Origin of the sequence: Microbacterium sp. KRD172 (assembly GCF_017168295.1) — a bacterium.
Lineage (GTDB): Bacteria > Actinomycetota > Actinomycetes > Actinomycetales > Microbacteriaceae > Microbacterium > Microbacterium profundi.
Window position 1 is genome coordinate 146,048 of record NZ_JABFAS010000002.1, and the last position, 14,811, is coordinate 160,858.

At 67.3% G+C, this 14,811-nt stretch carries 16 protein-coding genes and 1 pseudogene; 4 read left to right on the forward strand and 13 right to left on the reverse strand.

Annotated elements, in window-relative coordinates; all coding sequences use genetic code 11:
• Positions 1-2 precede the first annotated feature (2 nt).
• Positions 3-1,070, reverse strand: coding sequence for a Gfo/Idh/MocA family protein (locus J1M43_RS00815; RefSeq protein WP_206475424.1), 1,068 nt, complete (start codon positions 1,068-1,070; stop codon positions 3-5).
• A gap of 4 nt (positions 1,071-1,074) precedes the next feature.
• The gene (locus J1M43_RS00820) at positions 1,075-1,374 is read right to left on the reverse strand and encodes a chorismate mutase (protein ID WP_033105511.1); all 300 of its coding nucleotides are present in this window, start codon (positions 1,372-1,374) and stop codon (positions 1,075-1,077) included.
• A gap of 91 nt (positions 1,375-1,465) precedes the next feature.
• Between J1M43_RS00820 and J1M43_RS00825 the strand changes: the two genes are divergently transcribed.
• Positions 1,466-2,701, forward strand: coding sequence for an AI-2E family transporter (locus J1M43_RS00825; RefSeq protein WP_033105512.1), 1,236 nt, complete (start codon positions 1,466-1,468; stop codon positions 2,699-2,701).
• On the opposite strand, the gene J1M43_RS00830 is transcribed toward J1M43_RS00825, so the two are convergent.
• From J1M43_RS00830 to J1M43_RS00870, 9 genes are all read right to left on the reverse strand, one after another.
• Positions 2,698-3,072, reverse strand: coding sequence for a hypothetical protein (locus J1M43_RS00830; protein WP_206475426.1), 375 nt, complete (start codon positions 3,070-3,072; stop codon positions 2,698-2,700). The genes J1M43_RS00825 and J1M43_RS00830 overlap by 4 nt on opposite strands.
• A gap of 119 nt (positions 3,073-3,191) precedes the next feature.
• Positions 3,192-4,112: an ABC transporter substrate-binding protein gene (locus J1M43_RS00835; protein ID WP_033105514.1), complete on the reverse strand. Its 921-nt coding sequence runs from the start codon at positions 4,110-4,112 to the stop codon at positions 3,192-3,194.
• Between the two features lie 45 nt (positions 4,113-4,157).
• On the reverse strand, positions 4,158-4,937 hold the full coding sequence (locus J1M43_RS00840; RefSeq protein WP_206475427.1) for an ABC transporter permease: 780 nt from the start codon (positions 4,935-4,937) through the stop codon (positions 4,158-4,160).
• Positions 4,934-5,620 (reverse strand): ABC transporter permease, encoded by a 687-nt coding sequence (locus J1M43_RS00845; RefSeq protein ID WP_206475428.1) that lies wholly within the window; start codon positions 5,618-5,620, stop codon positions 4,934-4,936. Before J1M43_RS00845 ends, J1M43_RS00840 begins: the two co-directional genes overlap by 4 nt.
• On the reverse strand, positions 5,617-6,486 hold the full coding sequence (locus J1M43_RS00850; protein WP_206475429.1) for an ABC transporter ATP-binding protein: 870 nt from the start codon (positions 6,484-6,486) through the stop codon (positions 5,617-5,619). The genes J1M43_RS00845 and J1M43_RS00850 overlap by 4 nt, the downstream gene beginning before the upstream one ends.
• 28 nt (positions 6,487-6,514) lie before the next feature.
• Positions 6,515-6,814: a DUF427 domain-containing protein gene (locus J1M43_RS00855; RefSeq protein WP_033105517.1), complete on the reverse strand. Its 300-nt coding sequence runs from the start codon at positions 6,812-6,814 to the stop codon at positions 6,515-6,517.
• Between the two features lie 115 nt (positions 6,815-6,929).
• Entirely contained in the window at positions 6,930-8,354 is a 1,425-nt protein-coding gene (locus J1M43_RS00860) for an NAD(P)/FAD-dependent oxidoreductase (RefSeq protein ID WP_206475430.1), read from the reverse strand.
• Positions 8,355-8,659: 305 nt separating this feature from the next.
• Positions 8,660-9,901 carry a beta-propeller fold lactonase family protein gene (locus tag J1M43_RS17050; RefSeq protein WP_206475431.1) on the reverse strand — a complete coding sequence of 414 codons (1,242 nt, stop codon included), beginning with the start codon at positions 9,899-9,901 and terminating at the stop codon, positions 8,660-8,662.
• A gap of 91 nt (positions 9,902-9,992) precedes the next feature.
• The gene (locus J1M43_RS00870) at positions 9,993-11,279 is read right to left on the reverse strand and encodes an adenylosuccinate synthase (RefSeq protein ID WP_033105519.1); all 1,287 of its coding nucleotides are present in this window, start codon (positions 11,277-11,279) and stop codon (positions 9,993-9,995) included.
• 216 nt (positions 11,280-11,495) lie between these two features.
• On the opposite strand from J1M43_RS00870, the gene J1M43_RS00875 reads away from it, so the two are divergent.
• A complete protein-coding gene (locus tag J1M43_RS00875) occupies positions 11,496-12,221 on the forward strand; it encodes a Pr6Pr family membrane protein (protein ID WP_206475432.1) in 726 nt (241 codons plus the stop codon).
• A gap of 95 nt (positions 12,222-12,316) precedes the next feature.
• Positions 12,317-13,219, forward strand: coding sequence for a hypothetical protein (locus J1M43_RS00880; RefSeq protein WP_206475433.1), 903 nt, complete (start codon positions 12,317-12,319; stop codon positions 13,217-13,219).
• A 2-nt stretch (positions 13,220-13,221) separates the two neighbouring features.
• On the opposite strand, the gene J1M43_RS00885 is transcribed toward J1M43_RS00880, so the two are convergent.
• Positions 13,222-13,977, reverse strand: a complete 756-nt coding sequence (locus tag J1M43_RS00885; protein ID WP_206475435.1) for an alpha/beta fold hydrolase — start codon at positions 13,975-13,977, stop codon at positions 13,222-13,224.
• Entirely contained in the window at positions 13,974-14,498 is a 525-nt protein-coding gene (locus tag J1M43_RS00890) for a PadR family transcriptional regulator (protein ID WP_033105524.1), read from the reverse strand. The genes J1M43_RS00885 and J1M43_RS00890 overlap by 4 nt, the downstream gene beginning before the upstream one ends.
• A 193-nt stretch (positions 14,499-14,691) precedes the next feature.
• Here J1M43_RS00890 and J1M43_RS16605 point away from each other — a divergent pair.
• Positions 14,692-14,811: pseudogene (locus tag J1M43_RS16605) on the forward strand (UTP--glucose-1-phosphate uridylyltransferase); the annotation flags it as partial.

Consider the following 14,811-nt stretch of genomic DNA (forward strand, 5'->3'; position numbering starts at 1 on the left):
ACTCAGCCCAGATGGATGCTCTCGCGCGCGTCGAGGGACCGCGCGACGGCATCCATCACGAGCTGTGCCTGATAGCCGTCGTCGATGCTCGGCAGCCCGTCCACGTGCTCACCGCGCGCGACGCGGACGAAGTCCCCGATCTGCGCGCCGGCGCCGTCCTGGAATGACCGCACCGGCACAGGCCGTCGTTCGATTCCGGATGCTGTGCCGATCACGACATCCGGCTCATTGGAGTCGACCCTGATCCATCCCGCGTCCCCGAGGACCTCGATCGTGATCCCGCCCGGCACCCCGGCATCCGGGGCGACGCGACTGATCGTCAGCGACGCGGTCGCGCCCGACTGCGCCGCCAGCTGGACGTCCGCGTCGTCGTGATTGGTGACCTGGCGAGCCCGACCGGACCCGGGATCCGGCCGCTCTGAGATCGTCGTGCGTGCGAACGCCGTCACCTCGGTCACATCGCCGAGCATCCACCGCACGAGGTCGATGGCGTGCGGGCCGAGGTCGGAGATGACGCCGAGCGGCTCGTCGGCCGCGTCGAAATGCCAGTCCCACCCGCGTGCGGGGGTCGCCGCAGAGGATTGCAGGTAACGGATGCGCACGTGCCTCACCGCGCCGACGGCCTGCGTCACGACGGCCTCGCGCAGTTGCTGGAACAGCGGATGCCATCGCAGTGTGAAACCGGTGAGCGCCGCCCTGCCGACGAGCAGATCCCTGATGCGACGGGCGCTGTCCACTTCCAGGGCGAGGGGTTTCTCGCAGAGGACCGCGGCGCGGAAGCCGGACACCGCGCGGACCGCGGACTCGTGGTGGGGCGGAGGAGTCGCGATGATCACGCCGTCGAGATGCTCGACAGCCAGCATCCGATCGATCGAGTCATAGGAACGCTCGATGCCGTGAGCGTCGGCGAACGCGGCTGCCCGCGCAGAATCGCGACCGCACACGGCGACGACATCCACACCATCCAGCTGGCGTGCGCCGGGGATGAGGTACGCGGAAGGCCACATCCCATGACCGATGATCCCGAGCCGGAACCGCGCATCCCTGTCATCGATCGCCGGCCGAGTCATCCGGTCAGCGCCCTTCTTTGGCCTCGGTGTGGTGGCGGATGACTTCCGCGACGACGAAGTTGAACCACTTCTCGGCGAACTCGGGGTCGAGATGCGCCTCCTCCGCGACGGCGCGCAGACGTGCGACCTGCTGCTCCTCGCGCTTCGGATCGGATGCGGGCATCTCGTGCTCTGCCTTGAGGACGCCGACCTGCTGGGTCGCGCGGAACCGCTCGGCGAGCATGTAGATGAGCGCGGCGTCGATGTTGTCGATACTGCCGCGCAGTCGCAGCAGCTCTGCGCGGGCGTCTTCTGCGTCGGTCATGTGTCTCCTCCAGGTCGCAGGTACGACGATATCGCGAAGGGCTCAGGGAGCGGCTCCCGATGGGCGGGTTTCCACGCTCTAGAGTGAGCGCATGAGTATCGATGAGCCTGCGGCATCCGACGATTCCTCCGCCGCCGAGGCGCCGGTCACCCGCCGGGCCGAAGCAGCGACCAAGACGAAGCCGAAGAAGCAGAAGGCCATCAAGGCGGAGCCACCTGCAGAACCGGAGATCAAGACCAAGCCAGTCGTCGAACCGGTCGCGTCGAATCGCTCGTTCTGGACCCGCATCGAGCGGCCGTTCGTGTTCGGCTTCCTCGTCACCCTCGGCGGGCTGGCCGCGATCCTGCTCGGACTCGCCCTGTCGAACCTCTCGACGGTCATCATCTACATCGCGCTCGCGTTGTTCGCGGCCCTCGGCCTCGACCCTGCCGTGCGCTTCCTGGAGCGCCGCGGTCTGAGTCGCGGATGGGGCGTGCTGATCGTCCTGTTCACACTCATCGTCGCGCTGGGCCTGATCATCTGGTCGATCGTCCCCGTCGTCGTGACGCAGATCACATCCTTCGTGAAGGACGTCCCAGGGATGATCGCGGACTTCCAGGGCAGCGATCTCTACGCGACCCTGGAGGATCAGTTCGGCGACCAGTTCGAGTCGATGGTGGGCGATGTCCAGGCGTTCCTGACGAACCCTGGCAACATCGCCGCGATCGGCGGAGGCGCGCTGCAGGTCGGAGCATCCATCGCCAACGGCATCTCCGGCGCGGTCATCGTGCTGGTGCTCATCATCTACTTCGTGGCGACGCTGCCCGGGATCAAGGCCGCGATGCTGCGCCTCGTGCCGGCGCGCGACCGGGCCAACGCCGACATCATCAGCACGCAGATCACCGACTCGGTCGGCGGTTACGTCATGGGGATGGTGACTCTGGCGTTCATCAACGCCATGGTCGTGCTGGTGCTGTACACGGCGCTCGGGCTGCCGTTCCCGCTGCTGCTGGCCGTCGTCGCGTTCCTCATCACGCTGATCCCGCTTGTCGGGTCGCTGCTGTTCTGGGTGATCGGTACCGGGATCGCCCTGTTCGGGGACAACATCGTCTTCGCGCTGATCTTCGCGGTCGTCTACCTCGTCTACATGCAGGTGGAGTCGTACTTCCTGACACCGCGCGTGATGAACAGGGCGATCTCGATCCCCGGTTCGCTGGTCGTCATCGGCGCCCTCGTCGGCGGCACGCTGCTCGGACTGCTCGGAGCGCTCGTGGCGGTGCCGGTCGCGGCATCCATTCTGATCATCATCAAGAAGATCTGGATCCCGCGCCAGGACTCCAGGATCTAGACGCCCTCGATCGACTGATCGACCACCCCGACGAACCGGCTCCCGACGCCGTCGAACTCACCGCGGTGGTGACCGGATGCCGGTTTCGGGAGCTCGCCCATCGAATGGTGGCCGCACATCAGATAGGTGAACTCCGGCCACCACTTCTTGGGCCTGGTCGTCTCGGTGTATCCGCACACGTCGCACGTCAGGGTCGCCCACACCGGACGGGCGCCCTTCTTGCGGTTCGCCCGCGACTGCACGAGCCATGCGGGTGGTTCAGCCTCGAGCGCGGCGAACTCCGCCTCGCTCATGCCGTCGCCGAGGCCGTGACGGTCGACCATCTCCAGAGGGATGTCGAGTCGCTGAGCGAGATCGCGCTTCGAGATCATGCGCGTGAGTCCATGGCCATGGGCTCCATTGTCTCAGGCGCCGCGTGCCGCGCACGCAGAAGGGCCTCCCGGTATGCACCGGAAGACCCCTCGATCCTGCGTGTGTCGATCCTGCGTGATCAGAGCAGATCGTTGTCCGTCAGCCACTGCGTGGCGATCTCCTCGGGCGACTTCTCGTCGACCGTGCTCTGCACTCCGAGCGCGACCAGGTCGTCGGCACCGAGCGCGGCGCTGACCGCGTTGATGACGTCGGCGATCTCATCGGCCACATCGCTCGAGGCGATCGGCACGACGTTCGATGCCAGGATCAGGTTCTCCGGGTCTTCGAGCGCGACGATGTCCTCGGTCTCGAAGGCAGGGTCTGCGCTGTAGATGTCGGCGACCTGGATCTCGCCGGCGAGCAGCGATTCCAGCGTGGTGTCACCGGTCGCGGAGAACGCGAGGTCGACGCCGTACAGCTCCTTGGCGCCGGCGGGCCCGTACGGACGCTGCTCGAACTCCGGTGCGCCGCCGATCGTGGCCTTCTCGCTGAGGCTGGCCAGGTCGGCGATCGAGGTCAGCTTGTTCGCCGCGGCGAACTCCTTCGTGACGGTGTAGGTGTCCTGGTCGCTGGCCTCGGCGTAGTCGAGGGCCGTCAGTCCATCCGGCAGCGCGTCCTGGAGCGCCGTGTACACGTCCTCAGGGCTCGTGACGTCGGCCGAGTCGTCGTAGAACTCCAGCAGGTTGCCGGTGTACTCGGGGAACAGGTCGATCGCGCCGGACTCCAGATCGGGGATGTAGGCGTCGCGCTGACCGATGTTGAACTCGCGTTCGACAGTGAAGTCGGCGTTCTCGAGCGCCTGAGCATAGATCTCGGCGATGATCTCGTTGGAGTAGTAGGCCTGCGATCCGATGACGATCGTGTCTGAGCCGGCGCTCTCGCCGCCGTCTTCGGTGGGGGTGTCGAGCGGGTTGCTGCTCGCGCAGCCGGCGAGCACGAGCGAGGCTGCGAGCCCGATGCCGCCGATGAGGGCGAGGCGTGACTTTCGTGCGGTGAACATGATGTTCCTTCCTGGTGGGGAGTGCTGTTCCTGGTGGGGAGCTGGTCAAGTGGGGGAGGCTGAGGCGGGTGCGGTCGCGGCCGAGTCCTCCGAGGCGGAAGGCGATTCGGCGGATGCTGCGCGCCGCGCCGCTCGCGGCGTCCGTGACCCGCGGGACGCGACGCGGATGCCGGCGGGAACCGCCGCCCGCTGGGCGAGCGCGAGCAGCATGTCAGCGATCAGTGCGAGCACGGCGACGAGGATGGCTCCGCCGAGCACCTGGTCGAAGCGGCGCAGTGGGATGCCCTGGATGATCGGCCAGCCGAGCCCGCCGAGGTTCACGTAGGCGGCGATCGTGACCGTGGCGATCACTTGCAGGGTCGCAGCGCGCAGGCCGCCGACCAGCAGGGGCAGCCCGAGCGGCACCTCGACCTTCCAGAAGATCTGCCACTCGGTCATGCCGGTGGCGCGGGCGGCGTCGATCACGCGGCGGTCGATGGCCTCGAGACCGGTGTAGGCACCGGCGAGCAGGGAGGGAATCGCGAGCAGCACGAACGTGATGGTCGCAGCCTGAGGTACGCGCAGCACACCCAGCAGCAGCACGAGCAGCACCATGAGGCCGAACGAAGGCACCGCGCGGGCTGCGCCGGAGATCGCCACGGCCACCTCGCGCCCGCGTCCGGTATGGCCGATGAGCCATCCTGCCGGGACGGCGATCACCGCCGCGATCACCACCGATATGACCGTGTAGAACAGGTGCTGGCCGAGCAGGACGGGCAGCGCGTACTGGCCTTCCAGCCGCTCAGGGGAGAACAGCCAGGCGAGAGCCTCGGCGAACAGATTCATGCGGCCGCCCTGACGATACGGGCGGGGCGGCGAGCGGCATTCGGAGTCTTGACCGCACGGGTCCATGGCATGAGCGCCCGCCCGGCGAGCAGGAGGAGAAGGTCGATGAGCAGGGCGATCACGACGACCGCGATCACACCGGCGAAGACCTCGGCGATGATGCGCCGCTGCAGGCCGTTGGTGAACAGGTAGCCGAGGTTCTCCACGCCCACGAGGATGCCGACCGTGGCGAGTGAGATCGTGCTCACCGCCGTCACGCGGAGCCCAGCGAGCACCACCGGCGCCGCGAGCGGGAAGTCCACCGTCCAGAACCGGCGGAGCCCACCGTAGCCCATCGCGGTCGCAGACTGACGGATGGCCGGATCGACCGAATCCAGGCCGTCGGCGACAGCCCGCACGAGAATCGCGATCGCATAGATCGTGAGGCCGATGATGAGGTTCGCCGGGTCGCGCGTGGAGATGCCGATCAGCGCGGGGAGCAGGATGAGAAGAGCCAGCGAGGGGATCGTGTAGAGCAGCCCGGTGAGGATGACCACTGGACCACGCACGAGTCGGTACCGCCAGGCGACCCATCCCAGCGGGAGAGACAGCACGAATCCGAGCACGATCGGGATCGCGCTCTGCCAGAGATGCGCGAGCGTCAACTCGAGGATGAGGCCGAAGTTGTCGGCGATCCAGTTCACGAGGTTCCGGCCCCCTCGGCGCGCACCTCTGACGCAGCATCCGCCGGGGCCTCGTCATCGAGGAGCGCGCCCTGAGTGCGCCCCTCTGAATCGACGACGACCCGGCCGTGCGAGGTCTGCTTGATCCTCAGTGCCCGCTTGCCGCGCTCGGCGCCGATGAATGCCGTCACGAAGTCGTCGGCCGGATTCTCGATGATCTCGCTCGGGCTGCCCACCTGCACGATGCGGGCGCCCTTGTCGAGGATCACGACCTGGTCTCCGAGCAGGAACGCCTCATCGATGTCGTGCGTCACGAAGACGACGGTCTTGTCGAGCTCGACCTGCAGCCGGATGAGCTCCCGCTGCAGGTCGGCGCGCACGATCGGGTCGACGGCGCCGAACGGCTCGTCCATGAGGAGGATGTTCGGATCGGCCGCGAGGCCGCGCGCCACTCCGACTCTCTGCTGCTGCCCCCCGGAGAGCTGGCTCGGGTAGCGGTCGGCGAGCGCGTGGTCGAGTCCGACGGTGTCGAGGAGCGTGCGGGCGCGCTCGTGCGCATCCTTCTTGGAGGTGCCGGTCAGGCGCAGCACTGTGGCGACGTTGTCGATCACCGTGAAGTGCGGCATGAGTCCGGAGTTCTGCATGACGTAGCCGATGCTGCGCCGCAGATTCACCGGGTTCTTGTCGAGCACGCTCTCGCCGTCGATCTCGACGTCGCCGCTGCTCGGCTCGACCATGCGGTTGATCATGCGCAGCAGAGTCGTCTTGCCGCATCCGGATGATCCGACGAACACCGTCGTCTTGCGTGACGGCAGCACGAGGCTGAAGTCCTCGACGGCGAGCGTGCCATCCGGGAACCTCTTCGTGACCGATCGGAACTCGATCATGCCTGCCCTGCTTCCGTTGCTCGGTCTATCATCCGACCTCGACGTCCGGTCCGAATGCGATGTGTCCGGAGATGTCCTTGCCGAGGCGCTCGAAGGCGGTCGGGTACGGGTTCGGGTAGCCCCACGCCTGATCGGCGTGCGTCTGACCGTCGACCTGCAGCGAGTAGTACTGCGCCTCGCCCTTCCACGGACAGGTGTACGGGGTCGGGCTCTGCACGAGCACTCCCGGCGCCACAGAGGTCAACGGGAAGTACCAGTTGCCCTCGATCGAGATGAGATCGCTCTGGTCGGCCTCGGCGATCACGGTTCCTGCGAGTACAGCCTTCATGGTGATGTCTCCTCAGATTCGGTTTCGAGCGTATGGGAAGGGTCAGACATATGTGGCACATTCTTCGGTTGTTCGCAGCCGTGCGCCAGATGGATGGAAAGCTGCCCGAACCGGCTCAGGCAGAATCCCGCCCGTACTGCTCGAGCAGCCGCAGCCAGACTTCACTGACCGTCGGATACGCGGGCACCGCGTGCCACATCCGCGAGATCGGTACCTCACCGACGATCGCGACGGTCGCCGCCTGCAGCAGGTCCGCGACATCCGGACCCACGAAGGTCACCCCGAGGATGACGTCGCGCTCGGTGTCGACGACCATGCGCGCCTGTCCGGCGTAGCCGTCCTCACGAAGGCTGGAACCCGCGATCGCGCCGAGATCCTGATCGATCACGCGGGTCTGGTAGCCGGCATCCTTCGCGCCCTTCGCAGTCAGCCCGACCGATGCGACCTCCGGCTCGCCGAAAACGACCTGCGGCACGACCGCGTGATCTGCAGTGGCGACGTGGCGTCCCCATGCGGCATCATCGACGTCGTCGCCGTTCGCTCGCGCTGCGATCACGTCGCCTGCCGCCCTGGCCTGATACTTGCCCTGGTGGGTCAGCAGTACGCGTCCGTTGACGTCACCGACGGCATACAGCCAGTCGCTGCCTTGAACGCGGAGGGTGTCGTCCGTCTCGATGTACTTTCCCGGCTCGAGGTCGACGGTCTCGAGTCCGATGCCGCCGCTGCGCGGACTGCGTCCGGTCGCGGCGAGCACCTCCTCAGCAGTGATCTCAGTCCCGCCATCGAGCGTCACTGTCACTCCGTCGTCGCCGCGCGCGACGCGAGTGGTGCCGGTGTTCGTGCGGACGTCGACGCCGAGCTCGCGCAGCCCCTTCTCGACCAGCTCACCGGCAAACGGCTCCATCTTCTCGAGCAGACCGCTGCGAGCGATCAGCGTGACCTTCGCGCCGAGACCTGCGTAGGCGGTGGCCATCTCGACTGCAACGACGCCGCCGCCGATGATGGCGAGGGATGCTGGAATCTCCTGCGCACTCGTCGCCTCGCGGCTCGTCCAGGGCGCAGCATCCGCCAATCCGTCTATCGGGGCGATCGCGGCATCCGTCCCGGTGCTGATCGCAACCGCCTGTCGAGCCCTGAGCACCCGCGTGGTGCCGTCTTCCGCCGTCACGGTGACTTCGCGTGGGCCGGAGATGCGGCCGTGGCCGCGGGCGAGGTCGATGCCGGCCGAGTTGAGCCACTTCACCTGGCCGTCGTCGGACCAGTCGCTCGTGAACGAGTTGCGGCGGGCGAGCACCGCACGCACGTCGAGCGTTCCGGTGACCGCCTCGGCAGCGCCCGCCACATGCTGGGCCGCGCGCAGCGCCTGTGCGGATCGCAGCAATGCCTTCGACGGCATGCACGCCCAGTACGAGCATTCGCCGCCGACGAGCTCGCTCTCGACGATGATCGCTGTGAGTCCGCCCTGGGCCGCTCGGTCCGCGACGTTCTCGCCTACGGGGCCTCCCCCCAGGACGATCAGGTCGTATTCTTCTGTCGGCATAGCGTCGCCCTCCGTCGGAACCGGTACTGCACCAGTCTTGTCGAGATGCAACGCGATGTCACCGGGGTTGTTCCCGCGCGCCTCGTGACGTATGGCGGAGGATGCGACACCCGTCGGAGGTTTTCGTCCGAAAAGTCCGTCAGACGCAACAACCTCCGACGGGCGCAACAGAATTCATCGGCATGCTGCTTGCGCGCCGATCTCACACTTGTCAGCGTCGATCACGGATGTCAGTCGATCTGGCCGGGTTTCGACATACGGGCGTGATCCGGACTGACAGGTGTATCGGCGGGACGTGCACCGGCTCAGCGCGCGAGCAAGATGCTGGTCGGCGCCGGCGCCGACGTGCGGTGCCGGATGCCGCGGGGCGCGCCCATGCGATCGTCGAGGTCGAGCACGCTGATCTCATTCGAGCGCTGCCCGGCGACGAGGAGCGCGCCGTCGTGGATGAGGTGGTGGCGCGGCCAGTCCACCCCTGACTCGGCGAGCGCGAGCGGGTCGACCGTCTCGCCGGCGCCGCGCACGCGAAGGGCGGCGATCGTGTTACTGCCCCGCAGCGCGGTGTACAGGGTCTCGCCGTCTCTGGAGAGGGCGAGTTCTGCGGGGAAGTCGGTGCCGATCTCGGCGCCGGGAGTCACCGTGGTCGCTGCGGCGAGCGCCCAGCGTCCGTCCGGCTGCACGGCGAGCGTGAAGATCTCGCACGAGTACTCGGTCACGATATGCAGGTGCCCGCTCGGGTGGACGACCATGTGCCGAGGACCGGTGCCCATCGGCAGCACGATCTCGTGATCCAGCGTCAGCCTGCCCTGCGTCGGGCGCCAGATGCGCACGAGGTCGAACCCGAGGTCGGTGGTCGCGATTCGTCCGTCCGGCAGGAATGCCGCGGCGTGCGCGTGGGATGAACGAGCGGGCTGCTCATCCTCTTCGACCGCCGCTTCGGGCTCCGGCGGCGCAGGAGTATTGAACCCGAGCACGTCGTCGAACAGCAGCAGCCCCGAACGCGGCGGTTCCACGACGGCGGCGGGAGGCTCTTCGAACGTCATGGAACCGCTGCGCAGCATGGCCGCGGCGATCTCCTGCGCGGAGGGCTGCGCAGCGTCGTCTCCTGCGGCATCCTGCGCAGCATCCGGGTCAAAAGGATCGAGCGCACGCGCCGCGATCGTCGACTTCACGAGCGACCCGTCCGCGGAGACGTCGATGCGCACGACCCGGCCGTCGCCGTAGCAACTGGCGATCAGATACGAACCGCTCGGGGCGACCGCGAGGTGGCAGACGGAATCGCCCGCCGCGACCGGGCGACCCATCGGCGCAAGAGCCGACTGGCCGGTGCGGACGAACGCCTGCACCGTACCGTCGCCCTCGAGCGCCGCGTAGACGACGTCGAGAGACGGATGCCGCGCGAGCCAGGAAGGAGACGCCGTCCGTGTCACGGCGCCACGGTAGGCGAGCGTGCCGGGCTCGCGCCCCTCGTCCCCCTCGAGCAGGCCGATGCCGGTGGCATCCCCACCCATGTCGGCGCCGTATCCGCCGACCCAGAACTGCGTCACGCCTGTCTCCTCGCCCCGGCAGGTGTCGCCTCGCGCCGCTTCCACCGCGATTCAGCGGCCACAAGCGCCACCTCCCACGCCGGCGTCACGCTCAATCGAGCAGGTCGTGGCGCACGATCACCTGATCGCGTTCAGGGCCGACGCCGATCACCGAGATGCGCGTCTTGCTCATCTTCTCGAGCGCGAGCACGTACTCCTGCGCGGTCTGCGGCAGGTCCTCGAACGTGCGGGCGGTGGAGATGTCTTCGCTCCAGCCGGGGAACTCCTCGTAGATCGGCTTCGCGTGGTGGAAGTCGGTCTGGTTCACCGGCACGTCGTCGAACCGCTCGCCGTCGACGTCGTACGCGACGCAGACCGGGATCTTCTCGAGCCCGGTGAGGATGTCGAGCTTGGTGAGCACGAGGTCGGTGATGCCGTTGATGCGCGTCGCGTAGCGCGTGATCGGCGCGTCGTACCAGCCGACGCGGCGTGGCCGGCCGGTGGTGGTGCCGAACTCGAAGCCGGCGGAGCGCAGCCAGTCGCCCTTGTCGTCGAACAGCTCGGTCGGGAACGGACCCGATCCGACGCGCGTCGTGTATGCCTTGACGATTCCGACGATGCGGTCGAGGCGCCCAGGTCCGACTCCGGATCCGGATGCTGCGCCCGCCGCCGTCGCGGTCGACGACGTGACGAACGGGTACGTGCCGTGGTCGATGTCGAGCATCGTCGCCTGGCCACCCTCGAACACCACGACCTCGCCGTTCTCGAGCGCCTCGTCGATCAGGTGTCCGGTATCGGCGACCATCGGTCGCAGCCGCTCCGCGTAGGAGAGCAATTCGTCGACGATCTCGTCGATCGTCACCGCACGGCGGTTGAAGACCTTCACCAGCAGGTGGTTCTTCTGATCGAGCGCGCCCTCGACCTTCTGGCGCAGGATGTTCTCGTCGAAGAGATCCTGCACGCGGATGCCCACGCGATTGATCTTGTCGGCGTAGGCAGGGCCGATGCCGCGCCCTGTCGTGCCGATGTTTCGCTTTCCGAGGAAGCGCTCGGTCACCTTGTCGAGCGTGCGGTGGAACTGCGTGATGAGGTGCGCGTTCGCACTCACCCGGAGCTTCGAGACGTCGATGCCGCGGGCGGAGAGAGCGGTGAGCTCGTCGAAGAGCACTTCGGGATCGATGACGACGCCGTTGCCGATCACCGGAGTGACACCGGGCGACAGGATGCCGGAGGGCAGCAGGTGCAGCGCGTACTTCTCATTGCCGACCACGACGGTGTGCCCGGCGTTGTTGCCGCCGTTGAACTTCACCACCCAGTCGGTCCGGTCGCCGAGCAGGTCGGTCGCCTTGCCCTTGCCCTCGTCGCCCCACTGGACGCCGACGATCACGATTCCTGGCATGGGTAACCCCCTGGGTCTTCTGCCGCGTAGCTGCGCCCGATCGGGCTTCTCCATCCTACCGAAGGGGTGTGCGGATGCCGTCGGCCTGCTCGGCGTTCTCGTCACACGGATGCGGCGACGCGCGGCGCGGTGAGCGTGATCGATGTTTTCCGCACGCATCTCTGCGACGCTCTTCGCGTGACGTGACGCGCTCGCTACAGTGATCGCGGAGGAATCATGAACAAGTGGTGGCCATACGCCCGTCTCGCAGCGGCCGTGCTCGGGCTCGCGGCGATCATCCGCCAGTTCTCGCTCGCGGTCGGGAATGCCCTCGCCGCTGAGACGCCATGGGCGAGTCACATACCGACCGTGGTGGCGAACTTCTTCAGCTATTTCACGATCCTGTCGAACCTCATCGCCGCGGTCGTGCTGATCATCGCGGCGATCTGGATGCTGCGCACGAGGCACAGCACGGCACCGGAGCCCGCGTGGCTGGCGACGCTGCTGCTGTGCGCGAGCACCTACATGATCGTGACGGGCATCGTCTACAATCTGCTGCTGCGCAACATCGCGATCGCCGGTATCTCGGATGTCTGGACCAACGAGACGCTGCACGTGATCATCCCGCTGTTCCTGCTCGCCGACGTGCTGTTCGCGCCGCGGCGTCGTGCGCTGCCGTGGGTAGCCATGCTGACCGCCGCCGCCTTCCCCGTCGTCTGGGCGGTGTACACGCTGATCAGGGCGAACTTCATCATCGGCCCCGCCCATGGCAACCACTACTGGTATCCGTACCCCTTCCTGGATCCGAACATCCAGGGCGGTTACGGCGGTGTGGTCGGCTACATCATCGGGATCGCCGCCGCGATCATCGGCGTGGCGGCCCTCGTCATCTGGATGGGACGCCGCCGCGGCATCCGCTCCCGCGGAGTGCGCGACCCGATCAGCGAGTCACGCGCGGTATAGAGCGCGCCGCCTCGTGCGAGAACCCTTCGTGCGAGAACCCTTCGAGGGAGAAGCCCTCGAGGGAGAAGCCCTCGAGTGATCGATAGGGTGTGAGTGTGGATGGATCTGTGCCGACGCCCGTGGTGAGTGCCCGCCGTCGCGATAATCGGATCTACGCAGCTGAGGTCGCTCTGCCTGCCGCGCAGCCGGTGCAGGGCGCCCGCGCATCGACGTCGGCATCCGCTGGAAGACGGCGGATCGCTCCGTGGCTGCTCGTGAGCATCGCGGCCCTGGTGATCGTAGGCGTGATCACCGCGGGGGCGCTCTCGCTGGGTCTGCGCGAGGACACCGCGCTCACGGCATCCGGCGCTGAGGCGATCTCGGGGCGCGATGCCATGAGCGCGCAGTGCGTGCCGCTCGCACTCAGTGAGAACGGTGAGCGGAGCGACCGGTGCAGCGCGATGTCAGACCGCGATGAGGTCTCTCAGCAGGCACCCTATGCACCGGCCGTTGAGACCGTCGACGACCAGGACGTCGACTCAGTAGAGGGCCCGCCGGGGAGTCCGCCTGCACTGCGCGGCACGACGCCCGACGCTCCCGGCTCGTCGAATCCGTCCACCGCGACACCGGGCGCAGACACTCCCGGCGTTCCCGCCGCGCCCGGCCCGGTACCAGCACCGGCACCAGCCGCGCCCGCACCAGCGCCTGCACCCGCCCCGGCCCCGGCCCCACAGTCTCTCGCTTTCACGGGCATCAGCGAGAACCACGTGATCGGGCTGCTCGGCATCAGGATCCTGTCCAGCTACACGCTCTCACTGTCAGGACAGCCGGGTGCGACAGCATCCGCCTCCTACGGCGCCTCCCGCGCCGGTTCGGTGACATTCGATTCCGGCGGCCGGGCGAGCATCTCCCTGGGCGGAGCGCTTCTCAGCGCGGGCCTCGACAATCCGATGATTCGCGTCGCCTACAGCGATGGCACTGCGGGATCCGCTATCCAGGCCCCGCGCGACTCGATCTGAGCTCAGACGGGCACGACATCGCGGTCGACGAAGTCCATGATCGTCTTCGTGAACAGCTCCGGGTCCTGGATGCTCCACACATGACGCATCCCCGGTGCCGTCCAGGTGCGCGTCTGCGGCATCGCCGCCGCGAGCGCCGGAAACGCCGCAGCCACGCTCCCGGATTCCCTCCCGCCGGCGATCGCGAGGATCGGCCCGGTGTATCCGGAGCGCACATCGGGCATCGAACCGTCGAAGATCTCGCGGTACATCCGCGTCGCGGCATCCTTGTCGACGCCCATCCCATCGGAGACGAACAGCTCACGTGCCTCGGCCGGAATGCGGAACATCGCCGCCTGCATGCTCCAGAACCAGCGCTTGTGCCACGAACGCAATTGCAGCTCCGCCAGCCGACGCTCGAATCCGCCCACCCCGGTCATCGCCGCGCCGGTCACCATGCAGGAGCGGACGACCTCCGGATGCCGCATGCCAAGATGCACGCCGATCACGCCGCCCATCGACAGTCCGACGACGTGCGCTCTGCCGCCGATCGCCCGCTCGCGGATGATCGCAGCGATGTCGTCGGCTGCGCCGCCGAGCCCCGGCCAACGCTCCCCTGACCGCGAGCCGAAGGCCACGACATCCGGGGTGATCACATGACGACCGGCGAGACCGTCGACCTGCGGCTCCCACATCCAGTTGCCGACATTGCCCCCGTGCAGCAGGATGATCGACTCGCCAGTGCGCGGGCCGTGCTCTATCGCGTATCTCTCGGTCATGGCATTTCCTTCTTCACTGAGATCCGCACATCCGCGAGCCACGAGAGCTCGGCTTCTGCCGCTCGCAGCCCCGCGTCGAGGGTCGCTGTGCGCAACACGGCACCGAGTCCTTGCGTCGCTCTCGGGATCTCGGCGAGCTGCTCGCGTTCGGCACGGACGGCATCTGCCCGTTCGTCGAGCAGCGCGAGTACGCCCTCGACGCCGAGCGACTCGGCGAAGAAGAGCCGGGCCAGGAACGGCTCCTTGGGCAAGGGCGCCTCGACCGGTGAGTGCAACCAGGCACGCAGCTCTGCGCGTCCGGCATCGGTCAGCTCATGCACGCGGCGATCGGGGCGTCCGGTCTGGACGATCAGCTCGGTCGCCACGGCGCCGTCGGTCTCGAGGCGATCGATGGTGCGATAGATCTGCGATTGGTCGGCGTGCCAGAAGTGCGCAACGGACCCGGCGAATGCCCGGCCGAGGTCGTAGCCGCTCTGGGGTGCGATGTCGAGGAGGCCGAGAATGGCGTGACGCAGTTGCATGACATTAGTAGACCACACATATATAGGACGATACAAGTATTTGTTCGGGATTCACCGAGATGGGGATCTCTGCCCTTGCTCTCGGGCTGTCCGAGTCGGATGCTGCGATTACGCTGGTCTGCGGGGGAGATCGGAGCACCGTTCCCCCGCGCATGCGAGGAGACAGTGATGACCGAGTCGAACGCCGCTTCCGGTGGTGGACAAGCCGGCGATCCAGTACGTGGTCGAAGAGGCCGCCGCAGCCGGCATCGATGACATCCTCGTGATCATCGGCCGCAACAAGAACATGATCTCCAATCACTTCGACTCCGTG

Bases quoted from the DNA above. Each gene is read 5' to 3' on its own strand.
- J1M43_RS00815 (WP_206475424.1), bottom strand. From the start codon at position 1,070: ATGACTCGGCCGGCGATCGATGACAGGGATGCGCGGTTCCGGCTCGGG.
- J1M43_RS00820 (WP_033105511.1), bottom strand. From the start codon at position 1,374: ATGACCGACGCAGAAGACGCCCGCGCAGAGCTGCTGCGACTGCGCGGC.
- J1M43_RS00825 (WP_033105512.1), top strand. From the start codon at position 1,466: ATGAGTATCGATGAGCCTGCGGCATCCGACGATTCCTCCGCCGCCGAG.
- J1M43_RS00830 (WP_206475426.1), bottom strand. From the start codon at position 3,072: ATGATCTCGAAGCGCGATCTCGCTCAGCGACTCGACATCCCTCTGGAG.
- J1M43_RS00835 (WP_033105514.1), bottom strand. From the start codon at position 4,112: ATGTTCACCGCACGAAAGTCACGCCTCGCCCTCATCGGCGGCATCGGG.
- J1M43_RS00840 (WP_206475427.1), bottom strand. From the start codon at position 4,937: ATGAATCTGTTCGCCGAGGCTCTCGCCTGGCTGTTCTCCCCTGAGCGG.
- J1M43_RS00850 (WP_206475429.1), bottom strand. From the start codon at position 6,486: ATGATCGAGTTCCGATCGGTCACGAAGAGGTTCCCGGATGGCACGCTC.
- J1M43_RS00855 (WP_033105517.1), bottom strand. From the start codon at position 6,814: ATGAAGGCTGTACTCGCAGGAACCGTGATCGCCGAGGCCGACCAGAGC.
- J1M43_RS00860 (WP_206475430.1), bottom strand. From the start codon at position 8,354: ATGCCGACAGAAGAATACGACCTGATCGTCCTGGGGGGAGGCCCCGTA.
- J1M43_RS00870 (WP_033105519.1), bottom strand. From the start codon at position 11,279: ATGCCAGGAATCGTGATCGTCGGCGTCCAGTGGGGCGACGAGGGCAAG.
- J1M43_RS00875 (WP_206475432.1), top strand. From the start codon at position 11,496: ATGAACAAGTGGTGGCCATACGCCCGTCTCGCAGCGGCCGTGCTCGGG.
- J1M43_RS00885 (WP_206475435.1), bottom strand. From the start codon at position 13,977: ATGACCGAGAGATACGCGATAGAGCACGGCCCGCGCACTGGCGAGTCG.
- J1M43_RS00890 (WP_033105524.1), bottom strand. From the start codon at position 14,498: ATGCAACTGCGTCACGCCATTCTCGGCCTCCTCGACATCGCACCCCAG.